Source organism: Membranihabitans marinus (assembly GCF_021729155.1).
Classification (GTDB): domain Bacteria; phylum Bacteroidota; class Bacteroidia; order Chitinophagales; family Saprospiraceae; genus Membranihabitans; species Membranihabitans marinus.
In genome coordinates this window covers 240331-258974 of the sequence record NZ_JAJQYA010000003.1, presented here as the reverse complement: position 1 = coordinate 258974, position 18644 = coordinate 240331, and the positions used below count along the sequence as shown (strand labels likewise).

Here is an 18644-nt window from a genome sequence, read left to right as displayed (position 1 = left end):
AAGTTTCATCTCAATGCAAGAAAGACATAAAGACAGAGGTCGATATTTCAAAGAACAGTCCTATACCACTCAACAACACGTCATACCCTATTTGCAAACCCAAGGTAAGATCGATGCCAGCACTTCTATTTTGGAGATTGGCTGTGGAGAAGGGGGCAATCTTGAGCCTTTTGTAGAAATGGGTTGTACTGTAACTGGAATAGACATCAACTGCAAACAAATCGAAAATGCGAAAAAATATCTCGGTGCGGCGGATAATTCCAAACTTCAGCTAATATGCAAGGATATTTATCTCATTGATCCTGCCGACATAGGTAGTTTTGATGTCATCATTATGAGAGATGTGATAGAACACATTCCCAATCAAGAAAAATTCATGGCTTTTGTAAAACAGTTTATGCATAAGGGAACATTGTTTTTCTTGGGATTTCCCCCATGGCAAATGCCATTTGGAGGTCATCAGCAAGGCCTTAATAGTAAAATTCTGTCAAAATTGCCATATTTCCACCTTTTTCCAAAACCGATATATAAGTGGATACTTAAAACAGCGGGAGAACCAGATGTTAAGATTAGGAGTTTGATGGAACACGTAGACACCGGTATTAGTGTGGAACGATTTAAGAGAATTGTCAAAACCGAGAATTATACGATTTTGGATGAATCCCCTTACTTATTTAATCCCAATTACGACGTAAAATTTAATCTTCCCCCCAAAAAGCAGATTGGTTTCATCAGCAACATTCCCTATCTGAGAAACTATTTATCTACTTGTTATTATTATATCCTGACATATACCAAATGAATTAATAATTGAGGGTTCAAGAGACTACCATTTTGAGGATAGGTGGATAATATCGATCAGCTTAATTCTTATCCTCACATATTCTCTCGCCCCATAAAGGGAATTTCATACAGTGAGGTAATCTTCCGAAAAATTGGGGAAATTGATATCAGGATGGCCAAAGGCAAGATATTGATGTATAGAGATCTATAACTAAGGCGTCGAAATAATTGAGAGGAAAAAGACTGGTTAGATTAAGCGGTATTCCACTTTTTATAATTTGATCCTAAACTTATTCCATAATTCCATTCCATACTTTTCAACTTCAGGAGACAGATGAAATACTTTGACAAAGGTTGTATAAATAATGCCCACAAAAACAGTCTTAACCAAAACAGATAAATACGGATTTGACAAATCAGGTACAATCCATAATAATCCAAAAAGGAATGCCCCCAACATCAAGATAAAAATGGTTGCTTGGGAAAATGGATTAATGTTGTATTTGCGATAAAGTAAAACTAATTTTGCAGTATTAAATATAAATAAATTGATGGTACTGGCTAAGGCCACACCAATGATCCCCATGTTGAAAACAACAATAAATACATAATTCAATATAATGTTTTGGATAGCCATAAGTACCGTAAGTAATAAGTTGTACCGATAAAGATCTGAATACAAAAGTATTTGACTATTATAACTAGTTGCCAAATCAAATAGCTTGGTCAGTCCAATCAATAACACAATCACCCCTAAAACTTGAAAATCCTTATTAGTCGGAAAAATATTTTGAAGATCTGGTATACAGAAATAACCAAGTAAAAATATAGGGATACCAATGGTCAGCATAATAATACTTCCCTGTTTGTAATGTTCATCAATTTTAGGCCAATTTTTCGAACTTATGTTTTCTGAAAGAATCGGAGACATTATTCCAGACAATGCTGAAAAAGGGATGTATACCATATTGGCTATAAAAAAGGCTATGGCATAAATCCCATTGCTGTTATAGTCCACTAAAGTAGATATCATAAAAGAATCAATCTGGAATGCAAAATTGGAACCAATTGCACCGAATGTACTAATAAAAGAAAAATTAAAAACAGGCTGCCAATTACGTTTAATATAGGTCCAATCAATTTTTCCTAATCTCCATCCAGTTACCATATATATATATACTACTTGCAGCAAAATAGCCAACAACAAAGTAACTATGAGCATATTGGCAAAAGTCAGGGTATTGATATATCCATAAACCGAAGCCAATATTAACAAAGGCAAAGTAATTTTCTTTATTAAATTACTCGCAATAAAAGGCACAACTATTCTCTTCAGTGTATTGCAGTATACATTTAAAAACATAATGATGGAAGTAAGTATAATACTGAAAAAGAAATAGTTATTATAGACTAAATATTCTGTATTATTTTTATTTAACAGGGTTAAGATGCGGTCCCCAAACATCATATAAATAATAGAAAAGAATACGATACCGACCAACAATAACAACGAGTAAAATGGCAAGCTAAAATTTTGTCCTGACTTCAATCTCATTCTTGGGAAAAATCGTATTAACCCACTGTCAGAACCCAACAACACTACTGAAGAAAATAATATACCAGTGTCCCAGATAAACCGAGCAAATCCCAACATCTCAGTGTCTAATGGATAGATATACAATACACTAATACCTCCTATAAAGATTCCTAAAATCTGTAGTAAACTTTGTTTGGCGCTTTGCCTTTTCACAACTCCCATCTATATCTGACCTTCTTTAGTTAAGCTCCCATAGTGGGAAACAACTGCATCTTCCAATAATACGGCGAGCTTCCCCGTCCTTTTTTTACTTGACCATTGCCCAATTACTTCCTTTAAATCACCATAAACATTACTGAGGGTATTATTGCGACAAAACAATATACAATGCCTTAAATCGGATTTTAGTGTCAGCTTGTCACCAATATCTGCAGACCAACCACTTTTACAGTGCTTCATTATTTTTTCAACATCGCCGCTTTTAGGAAAAATAGAATAACTTGGATTTTTACTGGCTAGATAGTTAAAAAATTTAATAGGTAAGATCTCCAGCTTATTGGAAATTCCAATCAACAACAAGTCCTTGGTCGGAGGCTTCCAAATAAAATCACGCAAATATTTATCAAAATATGGGGTTATTTGAACACCTGGTCCATAAGATGGAGTCCGATAATAGGTAATTAATAAAACCTTTTTCATCTGGTAAAGATTGAAAATATTCTAATCATCAAATAAAATAAATGTATTGTTCTTTTAAACAACTCAATATAATTTTTGTGACCATACTTTTTAAAATAACAAAGCATGTTAAAACACTACAAAAAACAATTCAATTACATTTATTTACATCCTTTGTAATTTTTGTCAAAAAAAATTGAAAATTTAATTTAACAGTGAAAATAAATACAGCTGTGTTGTATATAAACACTGAATTTTGGCTATTTTTAAGGGTTGAAACAATTGGAATCTATCAAATTAAAAACCCCTATTTTTTGAAGACAATATCCATTATTGAATTATTTTATCATGCGGAAGTATTAAGAGAATCCATCCTGCGCTTTAAAAATGAAACATTCCAATTACAAATTTTCACGACTGCTAAGATCCTTAAAAACACAGGTCTCGATACAGAGTCTCTGCCAAATGTAAAATTTTATTTACACAATGGGAAAACCAATTTTATTTCGTATTTCTCAAAATACAAAAATGAATTAGACAATAGTGATATTGTTGTAATCAACACATTGGCCTACAATCTTAAAAGTTTTAATTCGCTCAATGGTTCTTATAAAATAATATTAAGATTACATAACACCAATCGGTGGTTTCAAAGTGTAAAAGAAAATTATCGTCTTATAATATCACCTTACATGATTTGGAAAGATATTTCATATAGTCTGCGCCTAGGGTTGGGCTTAGGAGATTTTTTCTATCGAAAAAAAATCATAAAGAAAATCGATTATTTTGCCTTCGCCAATGACCATTTACGCCAATATGCTTTAAATAAATTCAATTTAGAACATCATAAAACCATTGTTCTACCCTTTTCCAATATAAATGACACACCAAAAAAGGAAATAAAGTCGAATGTATCTGACCAAGTTACTTTTATAATAATAGGTAAAATTGATTTTAGGAAACGAGATTATTTAACCATTTATGAGGCTTTTAAGTCCATTAATTTTAATCAACATAGCATTAAGAACGTAAGATTAATCTTTGCTGGCTCTGCCAACTCCAATTATGGAAAAGATATCATATCAAAATTTAAAGCCATCGATCAAAAACATTTTGAAGTTATATATTTTAATCATTTTTTACCTCAATCAGAACTAGAGCAACTTATCCAATCCACACATTTTTTCATTGCCCCCATCAATATAGACACAAGGTTTAGAATATATACAGAAGAATACGGCACAACAAAGCAATCTGGAGTATTTGGTGATATACTAAGGTTCCAAAAACCAACCCTACTACCTTCAAAGGTGGAGAAAGAAGCAATATGGAAAGAAGTCACCTACTGCTATAAGGACACCAATGATCTACAACATTTAATCATCGATATTCTCAACCAAAAACTGAAGCCTCACAATTTTCACCGATTGAGAGATACCTTTTCACGATCTGCTATTAACGAACAGACCATGGAAAGTATAGAACATATTTTGAAAAACTGAAATTTATTTAATCACTTGTGTTATGCCATTCATCACTCCCCTGGAGGCGGCAATATATCTTTTCAAGGTATAATCCCTTCGAATCAATATTTTACCAATATTTAGGACATGACCCAACAAAATGTGGCCATAGGACACCGATAATAATCGACACAGTATGACCCTGTTTCGATTCATATAATAAGTGTATAGTTCATTCTTCTGACTGCGTTTGTGATAAGCTTGTTGGTCCGTCATTACCACTAACTTGTAATGAGTATTCTTGGTCATTCGAATACACCATTCTGTTTCTTCAAAATAGAGAAAGAAATCCTCACGCATGAGACCAATTTCATCAAGAACTTCTTTCCTAGTTAGTAAAACACTGCCGTTGATATATTGTATACTTTGTTGATCTACTATAGAGACAGAAACCACCTCATCTATTCGTTTTCCACCATTTAAGTGTCCAGGTTTACATGATTTCTGAAAATCTACCCTGCCTCCATCGGAGTAGATTGTGTTCTTATCTTCCATAATTCTACATCCCAATGCACCGATACTCTTATCATTTGCCATAAATTGAAGCATTTGTATAATAGTCTCACTATTGATTTGGATATCTGGATTGAGAATTAAATAATAATCCTTGTTATCACGTATCGCTTCTCTAATAGCCAAATTATTGCCAAAAGCATAACCTCCGTTATGGGGTGAATGAATTAAATGGACGGCAGTATTTTTAAAGTATTTTTGCAATTTTGGTCCATCATCGCAGTGATTATCTACAATATAAAAACAATGTTCTGGAATAGACTGATATTTACTTAGGTTAGTATATAATCTTATAGTATCACCATAAGAGTTATAATTCAAAATTATTATCGCTAAATCACTTACCACAGAATATACTATTGATTACATAAAAATATCACTAAAGCTAATAACAAGGGTTTATATTTATATTGAAGAACTACAAAATTTGATGGACTCAACCTTCAAAAGTCAAGTATTATAATATCATTCGAGGGAATTCTTCTTCAAAAAAAATATTGATCTCATGATCTTTAATTATTCAATTTAACAAACAATATTATACAAATTACATTTAATAATGACTAATAATATCGCGAGTTGACCAATTGAAATGCAAAGCATCGTAGACTTCTTGGCCTGGTTTATTTTTTACCGTAATAATTCTTTACAAAGCCTTTGGCCTCGCGCTTGCCTCGCGCTCTCTGGTATAGTGCCCATAGAAAACCACTCCCGTAGCCAAAGACTTGAATATTCAATGTGACAATAGACAATAATGCCACTTTGATATTTCGATATATCTTATAGGATTCAAAAAAAGCATAGCCGCATACCAATAAATGACCTAAAAGCATTAGGAGTAAAATCTTACTAAACACAGGTAGAACAAAACTGATTAAAAACACAATCAAATAAAAGCCCACCAATAAGCCCGGTAAATAATGCACTGGCTTTAGTAAACTGGGATGGAGGATACCCAAATTGATTCTCGCCACTCCCCAATTGAATATTTGTCTAAAAAACTTAGGCAAACTCGTTCTGCGTTGGTGATACACAAAGGCATCCAAGATAAATCCCACATTGAAACCGGCCTCATAGATTCTCGCTGAATAATCCATATCCTGCCCGTGTCTCAAATCGTTCATCCCCCCTATCTTATCATATACGGCCCTAGAGATTCCCATATTGAAGCTTCTTGGATAATACCTACCTACTTGTTTTTTGCCCCCACGCGTACCCCCAGTTCCAATAAAGGAAGTCATACTATAATTGATGGCCTTCAACAATTCCGAAAATTGGGGATGACTGGTATCAGGACCGCCAAAAGCATCATATCCATGAAGCTGAAGGTCTTTATCCAAAGCTTGGAGATAGTTGGGAGGGAAAAGACAATCGGAATCGATAAAAATAAAATATTGACCTCTCGCCTGACTCATACCATAGTTTCGAGCCGCCCCAGGTCCCTTATTTTGCTGAAAAATGGCTTCAATATTAAGTCCAGAATCCGATTGATAGGTTTCTATAAATTCTTTAAAACCGTCATTGGACCCATCATCGACAAATAGAAATTCGAATAAATTTCGATCAAAATTCAATTGTTCTGCCGATTGAAGCAGTTCTTCTACTTCATTCAGTCGATTATAGACCGGTATGATCAGAGTATATTTCATATCTTGATTATTTGATCTTTAATTTATTCAATAATTCCATCCCATACTTTTCAACTTCGGGAGATAAGTGAAACAAATATACAATTCCAGCATAGATACTACCGACCAATAATGTTTTTAAAAAAATCGACAAATAAGGATTGCCGGCGGACGGAATGAAAAGAAGAAGAAAAAACAACAAAGCTGCTAAGATTAATAAGCTCAGGGTTTTTTGAGTAAAGGGATGGATTCCAAATCGTCGATTTAAAAGAACTAATTTAACTATGTTGAAAAGGGAAATGCTTATGGTAGAAGCCAATGCCACTCCCACAATATCCATATTCAGGAATACAATAAACACATAATTCATTAAAACATTGAGCACTGCCATCACTAAAATCAATTTTAAGTTGATTTTGTACAGATCGGAATACACCATAATTTGAGTATTGAAACTAGTAGCCAAGTCGAATAGTTTGGTAAGCCCAATCAACAAAATAATAATCTCCAACACTTCAAAGTCTTTATTGGATGGAAAAATATCTTGAAGATCAGATACACAAAAATATCCCAATAAAAAAACGGGAATCCCTATGGTCAACATAATATTTCCACCCTGCTTATAATATTCGCCTATCTTACTCCAATTGTTCAAGGATATATTATTTGATATTATCGGTGACATAATGGTAGACAATGCCATATAAGGAAGGTAAACCATATTGGCTATAAAAAACCCAATAGAATAAATTCCATTGCTGTCATAGCCGATCAAGGTCGATATCATAAATGAATCAATTTGAAAAGCAAAGGAAGTTCCTATTATTCCAAACATACTCACCAATGAATAGGTCAGTATAGGCTTCCATTCACGACCTAAGAAATCCCAGTCTACCTTTCCAATCCGCCAGCTATTCAGCCGATATATATATACCACCTGTAACAATATGGCCAAAACCAATGTAATAATCAAATAATTGGCAAATCCCAACTTTGATATATGCCCCCATACAAATGCCAATATCAACACAGGAAGCGCCACCTTTTTGATAAAATTACTGGCTATAAATGGAATTACAATCCGCTTCAGTGTATTGCAGTAGTAATTGAGAAATATGATAATCGAAGTGAGGATGGCACTGATAAAAAAGTAACCATTGTATTCCAAAAAAGCGATATTATTTTTATTCAGCACCTTCAATAGCTCATCACCAAAAAAATAATAAATGACCGAAAACATAATAATTCCAAACACTAAAAAAATAGAATAAAAGGGCAAACTAAAATTGGCTCCCGATTTGGAATTCATCACTGGGAAATACTTTACCATACCGGTATTTGCCCCGAATAGGATAAAGGATGACATAAGGAGACCACTATCCCAAATAAATCTGGCAAATCCAAGCATTTCTGTATTGAGGGGATAAATGTATAGTACACTTATTCCACCAATCAAAATCCCAAAGACTTGTAATATGGCCTGCTTCGAACTCTGTCTTTTTACAATTCCCATTAAGTGATGGTTTCCGTCTTTTTCAATGATTCCGAATTAGAAGATATTTCATCTAGCATGGAGGCCAATTTACCGGTAAGGGATTTTCGAGAATAATTCTTTATCGCCTTTACATCTCTTCCAAATGTTTGACTTAACCTACCCTGATGATACAGATCGATAAAATAATAGAGATTGGCTTTTAATTGTTCTTTGTCTTTATCATTGGCTGACAATCCTCCCTTACATTCCCTCAGTATTTTTTCGACATCGCTGTTATTGGGGAATACGGAGTAAATAGGTTTTTGACTGGCCAAATATTCGAATAACTTCCCAGGCAAGATTTCAGGTTGGTTGGGAATACCAATCAAAAGCAATACTGTGGCTTGACTATAATGCTTCCACACTTCTTGATGAGGTACATATCCGCGCTTGGTATATATGTTTTTCAATCCCAAACCGTCTAATGATTCAAAAACTATGGGATCAATATTTCCAATAAAATTAAGTTCAATTTGTGATTCGGCTATTGTACCATCCCCAATTAATTCCGAAAGCGATTCCCAAAGTAAGAAAGGATTTCTCTTGCGGGAGAGACTACCCAGATACAATATCTTCAATTTCCCATTATCATCCACCGATGGAAGATTGGGTATACTTTCATCATCAAATCCATTGGTAATCACCTCTACTGGTTGTCCTCCGATTGATTCGTAATCCGATTTCATTTTCCACCCTACTGCCACTCTTTTGTCAGCGTGATTCAACACCATCTTCTCCAAACGCTTATGCTTCCCATCTGCCCATGAACTCAATTTTAAATCGTTGTAATAGCTGACCTTCGTCCAAGGATCTCTAAAATCTGCCACCCACGGCAAGTTCATACGACTCTTCAATCCACTGGCTATGAGATGCATAGACTGAGGTGGACTGGTAGACATAATCGCATCTACAGGATGGTCTTCCAAATATTTTACCAAATACCGAATCGAGGGTTTTATCCAAAGCATTCTGGCATCTGGGATAAAAAAATTGCCCCGAATCCATACCGACAATTGATGTAACAATGGTTTATTGGTCTTCTCGGTAAAGACTACTGGTTTTAATTTTTCATCCTTTTTCTTCCCCAGTAATTTTTTATATATGGAATAGGGTTCTAGTGCAGGCCTTTTCAATACAGTAATCCCTTCTGGGATGTCTTTGTTAAAGGAATGATCCTCGTTGTGAAACTCCCCATTTTCTACCGTGTAAACAATGGGCTCCCACCCAAAATCTCGCAAATACTTTACGAAATACAAAGCCCTTTGAACACCAGGACCCCCAGCAGGTGGCCAATAATAGGTAAGAATCAATACTTTTTTCATTTCGCAAAGATTGAAAATATTCTTATTTATCGATAAATTATATAGGAAGTATTTTCTAGACAGCTAGAATTATTGCTTACAGATGTCAAAATCCAAAATTTACAGTTTCTTAGTTTAATCATGTACTTATCTCATTGTATATTTCACCCAGCACATATGCAACTCCATTATTCATTAAAATGATGAAAAAGGAATATTTTTTCATCCTCTTATTTCGAAATGAAAAATAAGAAAAATTCCCTTTCAAATTTAAAATCCTTACTAAAATTCAACTTCTCCGAGTCGCAAAAAAAATAAATTATATAACAATTTCATTACAAATAATCTAATACATATTATTCAGCTCAAATACTCAAGATATAGAGTATGACAGGAAATAGTCGTCCTTTTCTAAGTTTAGAATCTGTATCCTATGATATTTGAAATAAGAAATAGAAAGAAAATATCAATATATTCCACAATTTAAGAATTGAATCTGCGTTACATTAATATTATATGAAAATAAATTGGTTTTGAAGTAGAAAATATTACTAAACTACTTGTAACCAATACTCTCTAAAACTACACTTAAATAATTACCTCAACTTTGATTTTAAGCTCAATACTTAAATCAAATTGGTAAAACTATATAATAATGGGAAAAACAAAGATTAATATTATTGGACCTTATGATCGATTCAATTACGGAGATCTTCTATTTCCAAAAATGATAAAATACGCCCTAGAATCTCAGTATCCAGACAAATTTCAATTTAATTATTTTTCAATAGTAGACGCTGACTATACCGAAGTGGGTGGGGTAAAAACCCAGAACTATCACGCCTTTGTCAATGAATTAAACAAATCTGGCCATCACAATGTAATAGTGGCAGGAGGAGAAAGTATAGGTGCCAATTGGGACAAATTACTAGGATTTATCAATCCATTGTATTTTGCACTTTTAAATAAGGTCACGGTACGAGTATTTTCTTCTTTGGGCTTAGCGAAAAAAATCCTTGGGGGGAAAAGTAACTTTCCCTTCTGTATTAACAAATCTGACTTTGAAGGCGATATAACTGTGGCTTACAATTCGGTGGGAGGAACATCAATACCTGAAAAATGCTATCCGAGATTATCCGACTCAGATTATATAGCAGTACGTGAAAATATAACCCTTTCACTTTTGGAAGAAGAAGGCATTAACCATTCGCATTTATATCCCGATTCTGCCATCATATTATCTGATGTTTTTTCCATTGACCATCTAAAGTCTCATATTAAAGTCAGAACATCGATAAAGAAATTGACAGACCAACCCTATATATTTGTTCAAATTGGTAAGCATAAACACAACAACAACGTTCCCCAGATCGTAGAGCAACTCAATCAGTTGGGTAAAGAAACGAATTCTACCATCGTATTATGTCCAATAGGGACAGCTCCCGGTCATGAAGACGATAAAGTTTTAAAAATTATAGCTGGTCAATTATCATGTTCTTACGAATTCATCGACAATCCCAATGTATATGAAATCATTCTCTTAATAGCCCAAAGTAGACTCTATATAGGTACTAGTCTACACGGGATTATATCCGCAATGAGTTATGGAGTCCCTTATATTGGACTCAATCCAAAACAAAAAAAGGTTTTAGGATATTTAAAAACATGGGGCAAAACCCCAATTAATGAACCTAGTCGTTGCAATAATTTTTTGGATAAGGCAAAAATTGCACTGAATACCGACCGACAAAAAATCATAGAGGATACAGAACACCAAAAAGAATTATACTACCAATCCATAAAAAACATAAAAAACTGTTTAAATTAATGATGGTTTTAATTTCAAATAAGTATTTTCAACCATTTGAACTTCTTTAGGAAATACTTTGTATCTATGAATCAAAAGACCATCGGCGTCATCATTCCATACTATAATGGTAGCCATGTTATTGATAACTGCATAGCCTCACTGACTTCGTGTAAAGAAGTTGATTTCAACATTTTTATCGTAGACAACTCAACCCAAGACAAGGAAAATGAGTACGTATTAAAATTTAGTAATCAATGCCATATTGTTTCTACCAAACCGGGAATAGGATTTGGTAGGGCTTGTAATCTGGGGTACCGCGCAGCTATTCAAAAAAACTGTGAACTAATTATTCTTTTAAATCAAGATACCGTAGTGGATGAGCATTTTATTGATGCCATGTTAGATGCCCACCTCTCCTACCCAGACAACATTATTATCCCCATTATCTTCAATTATCAGTTTCAAAAAATAGAAGAGCATTTTGTAAAGCATTACCTTTATTCAGCCGATCAATATCTCACCGATTTGGTTCTTCAAAAACCATTGAAAGACGGTTACCCCATTCAAGAATACAGTGGAGCTTGTCTCGGAATTCCCACAGATATCATAACTACAGAAAGTTTATTCGATCCAGTATTTTATATGTATGGTGAAGACAATGATTTTAATATTCGCCTTCAAAACCAAGATCGAAAATCTCTACTTGTTCCCAAGGCCAGAATCGCTCACATCCACAGTGTGTTGAATCTACCACCAAGAGGTAAAATTCAATCTATTTTATCAAGATGCATCTTAGACCTTAAATACAAAGAAGGTTTTGCCAAAAAAATTCAGACCATTGTTGTTTTTAAATTGAGACTTTCTCTACAAATTATCAAACTACTGGCCAAAGGTAAACTCAAAGACATTGGGAATACCTTTCAATATATCTTTGTAGAATTGAAAAGAATTTTCAAACTCAGAAAACTTAATCTCAATCAACGAATGTCTTACTATCTAAGTCGAGATTTAAGCAAATAACTCAGATCGCACCATAAAAATCTACGAATCAATACATTACTATCGCAAAGCCTAGACATAGTTAGAGACAGCTATAACTCTTGTCGTTGATATTATCCTATTATTCCACATGAATTTAAAATTTCCCTATTCAATTATAATATGTTCTCTAATTATATAGACATACATTAACAATAAAATAAAAGCGGAGCAGTCTGAAAACAGACAACAGTAAAAATTAATTACCATGTACAACAATCAACCAAATTGTATATATTTACTCGAATTTTAACATAATAAAAGGACATCTTAAAACAATGAAGCTATGAAAAAATGTGCTGTTTGCAACAGTGTAGACGGACTAAAAACCTATTTTGTCCGTGAAATGATGTTTGGATTTCGAGATGAATTTGAATATTTCCATTGCAGTAACTGCAACTGTTTACAAATAGCAGAAATTCCTGAAAACATTCAGGATTATTACCCAGATAATTATTATAGTTTTCAAAAACCCGAATTGAAAAAATTGGGTTATTTGAGAAAAAAACGAGACACCTATGCTTTGTTGGGCAAAGGCTTAATCGGCAAATTACTCAATCTATACCTACCCGGAACGAAATTAGAAATATTATCAGAGGCTCAAATAAATGCAAAATCTAATATTCTCGATGTCGGAAGTGGAAACGGAAAACTATTACTTGAATTAAATGAAATTGGGCTTGAAAATCTTATGGGAGTTGATCCCTATGTAATTCATGATTTAGAGCTGACGAATGGCATTAAAGTATTCAAAAAAACCATTCACGAAATTACTGGTCAATACGACTTAATCATGTTTCACCATTCCTTTGAACATATGTCCGATCCAAGGGAGACCCTCAACACCGTCAGTCGGTTGTTATCCCCCAATGGCTACTGCATCATAAGAGTCCCTACCACTTCTTCCTATGCCTGGAATCACTACAAAGAAAACTGGGTCCAATTAGATGCCCCTCGTCATTTCTTTTTGCATTCTGTAGAAAGCATGAAAATACTAGCAGAGGAAAATAATCTTGTAATTGAAAAAGTAATCTACGACTCTACTGCATTTCAGTTCTGGGGCAGTGAACAAAACGCCCACGATATTCCGTTAAAGACAGAAAAGTCTTATGCTATTAACCCAGAAAAATCCATTTTCTCCAAGGAAGATATTAAACAATACAAAGAAAGAGCAAAGGAACTCAACAAAACAAATCAGGGAGATGCATGTGCTTTTATCCTAAGACATAAAAAGTAGTGGTACTTTTGTAATTACATTCTAATGTGCTAATATTTCCTAAAATTAGATTATTTGTCAGAATATGTGATTAATATTTACGGTCTAACCTCTATACAGATAACACTCTGGGTATTACCTTGAATCTCATCATCACAGTAGTCTGTATTCCACTGCAAATCTGTAACGTAAGCCATACAAGCTTCTTCCATTCCTGTGTAAGATCAGAGATGCGCCGAGCTTTCGTAATAAAATCTAAGAAAATAATTTACTACTTAGATGACGACTTAGTTCTGGCAAACAGTCCGAAATATTCCTTACCGATAAAGTAAATCAAGCCCAAAGTAAGCAAAAGAGATACTATGAGAGCAATCCTTTCTCCCATCAAATAACTCTGAGGTTTAAACTGTAGACTCACCTGATGCTTACCAGCAGGAACGACCAATGCTCTCAAGGCAAAATTGGTCCGAATCAATGGTACTTCCTGTCCATCGACATAAGCCTTCCATCCTGGACCATCATACCACAATTCCGACAAGACCAATAGACCTTCATCATCATTTTCCGTTTCATAGATGAGATCATCTGGCACCAGCTGTAGCGGCACAACTTGACCTTTGGAGAAAGTGGTTTTATTACCTGTGACATCACCGAAATCCACTGCATTGACCACAGCAGTCTCTTTGGTTTGCAAGCTTTCTAGGGCGAGATATTCCGCATCTGGACTATCGACATACTCTGCATTGGACACAAACCAAGCCACACCATTGGCATTGGTATTGACATTGAGTTTGCCATCCTGTCCTATAATATATTTGGTATTGAGCATATTCAACACCTCTGGACTATTTTTTGCAATATAACCATTGAGGATATCCTGATATCTAGACATCTTCAATGCGTGGTATCCTCCTATGGTATTGTGATGAAAAGAAGTCATATTGGTATTCATGGTATTGACAGAATAGTCCAATACCCTATAGGTTTCTCGATTATTTTCTCTGGATAAAATATCTTGATCCACAGGTCGAGGGGCAAATACACTTTCTATAGATCGCTCTGTTCGGAAGTTATCCTTATTAAAATACCTAAATCCAATGGGAATGGCATCCAACATTAATACGACACCAAGGATAGCGGTAGCAATTTGGTAATTGATTTTCTTGGTAAAATAAATCCAAAATGGCAATGCAGCCAAGAGTACAAACATAAATGAACGCATACTATCCTGCTTCAACAATATCTGTCGGGCTTCCACGATAATATTCAATACATTTTGTTGGGCATAGGTATCGGCGTTGGCCCCTTCAAAAGAAAACAGCGAAGTACCTAGAACGGCAATTATTAAGCAAAATCCGGCCAGTACTATGATGCTAATCCAAAAGTACTTGGGAACGGTCTTATTTTTAAGAGACTGGAACTCTTCTTTATATTTATCCAACCCCATCACACCTGCATAGGCCAAGAACATAGGCAAGATACTCAGAGCACTATTGGGAGCTCTAAAGTTGTTAAATTTGGGGAAATAATTAAATAAAAAATGATTGAGAAAGGCGGCATTCTTACCCATTGACAGTAAGATGGTCAACAGAATAGCTCCTCCAAACAACCATTTGTATTGGTTTTCTAAATATTTAAAGCCAAAAACGACCATCCACAACAAGGCAGCGCCAAAATAAATGGGACCAGAAGTAAATGGCAATTTGCCCCAATACAACGGACCTAAGTATCGACCATTCTGTTTGGGAGAATTATTTTGTTTTAAGAGAGTTTCGAGTTGACTTCCTTCTGGCACTGGTTCTTGATTGGCTCCGCCAGCAGCTCCGGGAATCAAGGAAGGGATAATATCCACAATACCATTGCTCCATTGCATGGCATAGTCCCAGCCCAATCCTTTTTCACTATTGGTACTGGCTACTTCTTTGAGAACAGAACCTCCACGTGTCGATGCATTGGTGTATTCTATAGTAGTCCATATTCTTGACATATTACCCAACACCCCTAAGGTCACACCTAGGACCAACAAGCCGTATATTTTAACGGGAGTAATCCATTCCTTGGCCTTGATATAACGAAAGGTTTCATATGCAAAATAAGGGATGAGGACCAAGGCAAAATAATATATCATCTGAGGGTGATTGGCCATGATCGTCATTACTGCACCGACGGAAAACAATAAGAAACCATAAAAAATCCGCTTTCTAAAAAGTAAAATGGTACCCGAAAGCAAAAAAGGAATATAGAATACCGTCATGATCTTACTCATATGACCGGCACTGTATAAGATAAAATTATTGGTCGTAATTACTGCGGCGAGAGCCCCGATAGTGGCCATCCAATGACTGACTCCAATGGCCTTTAAACACAAAAACACGATGATTAATCCCAAGAGGAATAAACCAATGGGTCTGCCAATGGTAAAGACAATAATATCATTTATACCTTTGAGAACATTCCCTGTATAGGGCAAATGAACAAAATAAGCTGGCATCCCACTAAAGATAGCATCTGCCCAAAGCACTCTGCGACCTAACTCCTTATTTAATTGACGCAATTCTTCACTCTTGGCGGTATACTCTAGATTATCTCCTGATCTGTATTGTTTGCCCTGGATTTGAGGGTAAAAAAGGGCAATACTGATGAGTATAAATATTCCTAATGAGATAGCATTGTTCTTAATCGCTACTTTGTTCATCATTTAAATGGATTTATTTGCTTATAAAGGTATTTAAATTTACTACAATGGGAAAAAATTGACATTACAAATGCCAATAACTTTTAATCACATTTTATAAATTTTCAACCAAGGCCTCCCATTCTTCTTCTTTTATTACTATTTGTTCTTTAATTTCCCCCAAGGCTGTATTCCATTTCTGAATTTCTTCCAGACTTAAATTGGGATCGTTAAATTTGTTTTCCAATTTGACCTTTTCCTTTTCCAGCTTGTCAATTTGATTTTCAAGGCTTTTAACTTTCTTACGAAGTTCGTAGTCGTTTTCTTTGGGCTTCGTCGAAGGACTTTTATCTTGTTTTGATTTCTGCTTTTCTGCATCAAATTCGCGTTGCCATTCCAGATAAGCGCCATAGCTGCCATTGAAATCTTTGATCCCACCCTGACCGTCGAGAATCAATAAGTGATCGGCGATTTTGTCGGTAAGGTATCTATCGTGACTGGCGATAATCACACATCCTTCAAATTCCATCAAGAATTCCTCCAAAGTATTGAGGGTCAAAATATCTAAATCATTGGTCGGCTCATCCAAGATCAAGAAATTGGGATTGGTCATGAGAATCTTCAATAAATACAATCTCCTTTTTTCTCCTCCACTCAAGAGAGAATAATAGACTCGTTGTTGAGAACGGGGGAACATGAATCTCTCCATCAACTGTTCCGCCGTCATAGTCCCCCCACCCTTGGTAGGTATGTGGTCGGCCACAGACTTAATGATGTCGATAATGGGTTGATCATTCTCCACCTGCATTCCCTGTTGATTGAAGTAACCAAAGTGAATGGTAGTTCCGTGAACGATCTGACCGCTGTCCGGCTCTATATTTTGTGTTATTAGATTGAGAAGGGTAGATTTCCCCGCTCCATTTTTACCGACCAGCCCTATTTTTTCCCCTTTTTGCCATTTGTAAGAAAACGATTTTATCACCTCGTGACTGCCGTAACTCTTGCTTACGTTTTCAAATTCCAAGATTTTAGACCCCAATCTTCTCGGCTCTATATTAAAGGTCAATTCATGACTGTAAATCGACTTCTGGGCCGCTTTTTTGATATCGTCAAAAGAATCTACTCTTGCCTTGTTCTTGGTGGTTCTGGCTTTGGGCATTCGCCTCAACCATTCCAATTCCTTTTTCATAACCTTACTGGCCTTATCTTTCTGCTCTACTTCCCAAGCCCTACGCTCTTCCTTTTTCTCGAGATACTGTGAATAACTTCCCGCATAGGTAAACAATTGCCCATCATATATTTCTATTATCTGATTGCAGACATCTTCTAAAAAATAACGATCATGGGTCACCATAAATATGGATTTATTGGCCATGGAGAGATAATTCTCCAACCACTTTATCATCTCTACATCGAGATGGTTGGTAGGCTCATCCAAAATCAACAAATCGGGATCATCGATCAATAACTTGGTCAAAGAAACTCTCTTCATTTGTCCCCCACTTAGAGATCCCAATACGGCATCGAATGCGGGCACATTTAATTTAGATAGTATCTCTTCTATTCGCGCTTCAATATTCCACCCTTGGCTTTGATCCATTAATTGATTGGCTTCCGTCAACAAGTTATCATCTTGATTAATCACGGCTTGTTTGTATTTTTTTAAAGCTTGAATCTGAGGTAGAGGGGAACTAAAAATATAATCCATAATACTATCCTCTGGATTGACATCTTCTGCTTGTTGCAAAAAGCCTACCCTAACGGATGGATGTATAAAAATCTTACTGCCTAGGGCATCGGATGGAATAATCCCACAAACCATTTTCAACAAGGTACTTTTCCCCGTTCCGTTTGGTGCAATGAGTCCCATCTTATCTCCTTGATTCATGTGAAAAGTAAGATTTTCAAACAGAACCTTGTCTCCGTAAGATTTAGAAAGATTTTCAGCGCTTAAAATATGCATATAGCCTAGTTATTTGGATAAATTTGATTCAATAGGTCATTAAACCCATATTGAACTCTATGGAATTATTGATTGCAAAACTACTGTATAGATTAAAATATTATTATATTTTACCAGAAATAATTACGAAAATGAATTTCAGTGAATTCCTCCTACAACTACAATCTACAGATCTACCCTCTCAGAACAATCCTAGCTTTATGGCTTTATGGCATCTACACCGTCGAGATTTAGATGAGGCACATGAACTAATCCAACACTTAGATCAGGCTCTACCCTGTCTAATCCATGGATTTATACATAAAACAGAAGGCGATTACGGAAATGCGTCGTATTGGTATCGCAGGGGGGGATTATCTAGGAACAACATGGATTACGATGAGGAGTGGTTGACCTTGGCAGAACGACTTTACAATAGTTTGAGATAGTATTGTTTCAATGCCCAC

14 protein-coding genes are annotated in these 18644 nt (G+C 35.3%); 6 read left to right on the top strand and 8 right to left on the bottom strand.

Annotation, left to right across the window (positions count from 1 at the left end):
• Positions 1-13: 13 nt before the first annotated feature.
• Positions 14-802, top strand: coding sequence for a class I SAM-dependent methyltransferase (locus tag LVD51_RS03465; protein WP_236969795.1), 789 nt, complete (start codon positions 14-16; stop codon positions 800-802).
• Between the two features lie 252 nt (positions 803-1054).
• Here LVD51_RS03465 and LVD51_RS20105 read toward each other — a convergent pair whose 3' ends face one another.
• Both LVD51_RS20105 and LVD51_RS03455 read right to left on the bottom strand, forming a co-directional pair.
• The gene (locus LVD51_RS20105; protein ID WP_236969794.1) at positions 1055-2533 is read right to left on the bottom strand and encodes a lipopolysaccharide biosynthesis protein; all 1479 of its coding nucleotides are present in this window, start codon (positions 2531-2533) and stop codon (positions 1055-1057) included.
• Between the two features lie 9 nt (positions 2534-2542).
• Positions 2543-3019, bottom strand: a complete 477-nt coding sequence (locus LVD51_RS03455) for a hypothetical protein (RefSeq protein WP_236969793.1) — start codon at positions 3017-3019, stop codon at positions 2543-2545.
• Between the two features lie 293 nt (positions 3020-3312).
• Here LVD51_RS03455 and LVD51_RS03450 point away from each other — a divergent pair, with 293 nt between their 5' ends.
• The gene (locus LVD51_RS03450; protein ID WP_236969792.1) at positions 3313-4500 is read left to right on the top strand and encodes a hypothetical protein; all 1188 of its coding nucleotides are present in this window, start codon (positions 3313-3315) and stop codon (positions 4498-4500) included.
• Between the two features lie 3 nt (positions 4501-4503).
• On the opposite strand, the gene LVD51_RS03445 is transcribed toward LVD51_RS03450, so the two are convergent.
• The 4 genes from LVD51_RS03445 to LVD51_RS03430 form a co-directional block, all read right to left on the bottom strand.
• Complete coding sequence (locus LVD51_RS03445) at positions 4504-5355, bottom strand: glycosyltransferase (protein ID WP_236969791.1); 852 nt, start codon at positions 5353-5355, stop codon at positions 4504-4506.
• A 302-nt stretch (positions 5356-5657) separates the two neighbouring features.
• Positions 5658-6683, bottom strand: a complete 1026-nt coding sequence (locus tag LVD51_RS03440; protein WP_236969790.1) for a glycosyltransferase — start codon at positions 6681-6683, stop codon at positions 5658-5660.
• 7 nt (positions 6684-6690) lie between these two features.
• Complete coding sequence (locus LVD51_RS03435) at positions 6691-8175, bottom strand: MATE family efflux transporter (protein WP_236969789.1); 1485 nt, start codon at positions 8173-8175, stop codon at positions 6691-6693.
• Positions 8175-9518, bottom strand: a complete 1344-nt coding sequence (locus tag LVD51_RS03430) for a glycosyltransferase (protein ID WP_236969788.1) — start codon at positions 9516-9518, stop codon at positions 8175-8177. The genes LVD51_RS03435 and LVD51_RS03430 overlap by 1 nt, the downstream gene beginning before the upstream one ends.
• 634 nt (positions 9519-10152) lie before the next feature.
• Between LVD51_RS03430 and LVD51_RS03425 the strand changes: the two genes are divergently transcribed.
• The 3 genes from LVD51_RS03425 to LVD51_RS03415 all read left to right on the top strand — a co-directional run bounded on the left by LVD51_RS03425 (position 10153) and on the right by LVD51_RS03415 (position 13582).
• Positions 10153-11325, top strand: coding sequence for a polysaccharide pyruvyl transferase family protein (locus LVD51_RS03425; protein WP_236969787.1), 1173 nt, complete (start codon positions 10153-10155; stop codon positions 11323-11325).
• 66 nt (positions 11326-11391) lie between these two features.
• Entirely contained in the window at positions 11392-12327 is a 936-nt protein-coding gene (locus tag LVD51_RS03420) for a glycosyltransferase family 2 protein (RefSeq protein ID WP_236969786.1), read from the top strand.
• Positions 12328-12631: 304 nt separating this feature from the next.
• A complete protein-coding gene (locus LVD51_RS03415; RefSeq protein ID WP_236969785.1) occupies positions 12632-13582 on the top strand; it encodes a class I SAM-dependent methyltransferase in 951 nt (316 codons plus the stop codon).
• Positions 13583-13832: 250 nt separating this feature from the next.
• Here LVD51_RS03415 and LVD51_RS03410 read toward each other — a convergent pair whose 3' ends face one another.
• Positions 13833-16259, bottom strand: a complete 2427-nt coding sequence (locus LVD51_RS03410) for a YfhO family protein (protein ID WP_236969784.1) — start codon at positions 16257-16259, stop codon at positions 13833-13835.
• Between the two features lie 91 nt (positions 16260-16350).
• Positions 16351-18198: an ABC-F family ATP-binding cassette domain-containing protein gene (locus LVD51_RS03405; RefSeq protein ID WP_236969783.1), complete on the bottom strand. Its 1848-nt coding sequence runs from the start codon at positions 18196-18198 to the stop codon at positions 16351-16353.
• Between the two features lie 131 nt (positions 18199-18329).
• On the opposite strand from LVD51_RS03405, the gene LVD51_RS03400 reads away from it, so the two are divergent.
• Complete coding sequence (locus tag LVD51_RS03400) at positions 18330-18626, top strand: hypothetical protein (protein WP_236969782.1); 297 nt, start codon at positions 18330-18332, stop codon at positions 18624-18626.
• The last annotated feature ends 18 nt before the right edge of the window (positions 18627-18644 follow it).

Bases quoted from the DNA above. Each gene is read 5' to 3' on its own strand.
- LVD51_RS03465 (WP_236969795.1), top strand. From the start codon at position 14: ATGCAAGAAAGACATAAAGACAGAGGTCGATATTTCAAAGAACAGTCC.
- LVD51_RS03455 (WP_236969793.1), bottom strand. From the start codon at position 3,019: ATGAAAAAGGTTTTATTAATTACCTATTATCGGACTCCATCTTATGGA.
- LVD51_RS03440 (WP_236969790.1), bottom strand. From the start codon at position 6,683: ATGAAATATACTCTGATCATACCGGTCTATAATCGACTGAATGAAGTA.
- LVD51_RS03435 (WP_236969789.1), bottom strand. From the start codon at position 8,175: ATGGGAATTGTAAAAAGACAGAGTTCGAAGCAGGCCATATTACAAGTC.
- LVD51_RS03430 (WP_236969788.1), bottom strand. From the start codon at position 9,518: ATGAAAAAAGTATTGATTCTTACCTATTATTGGCCACCTGCTGGGGGT.
- LVD51_RS03425 (WP_236969787.1), top strand. From the start codon at position 10,153: ATGGGAAAAACAAAGATTAATATTATTGGACCTTATGATCGATTCAAT.
- LVD51_RS03420 (WP_236969786.1), top strand. From the start codon at position 11,392: ATGAATCAAAAGACCATCGGCGTCATCATTCCATACTATAATGGTAGC.
- LVD51_RS03415 (WP_236969785.1), top strand. From the start codon at position 12,632: ATGAAAAAATGTGCTGTTTGCAACAGTGTAGACGGACTAAAAACCTAT.
- LVD51_RS03410 (WP_236969784.1), bottom strand. From the start codon at position 16,259: ATGATGAACAAAGTAGCGATTAAGAACAATGCTATCTCATTAGGAATA.
- LVD51_RS03405 (WP_236969783.1), bottom strand. From the start codon at position 18,198: ATGCATATTTTAAGCGCTGAAAATCTTTCTAAATCTTACGGAGACAAG.
- LVD51_RS03400 (WP_236969782.1), top strand. From the start codon at position 18,330: ATGAATTTCAGTGAATTCCTCCTACAACTACAATCTACAGATCTACCC.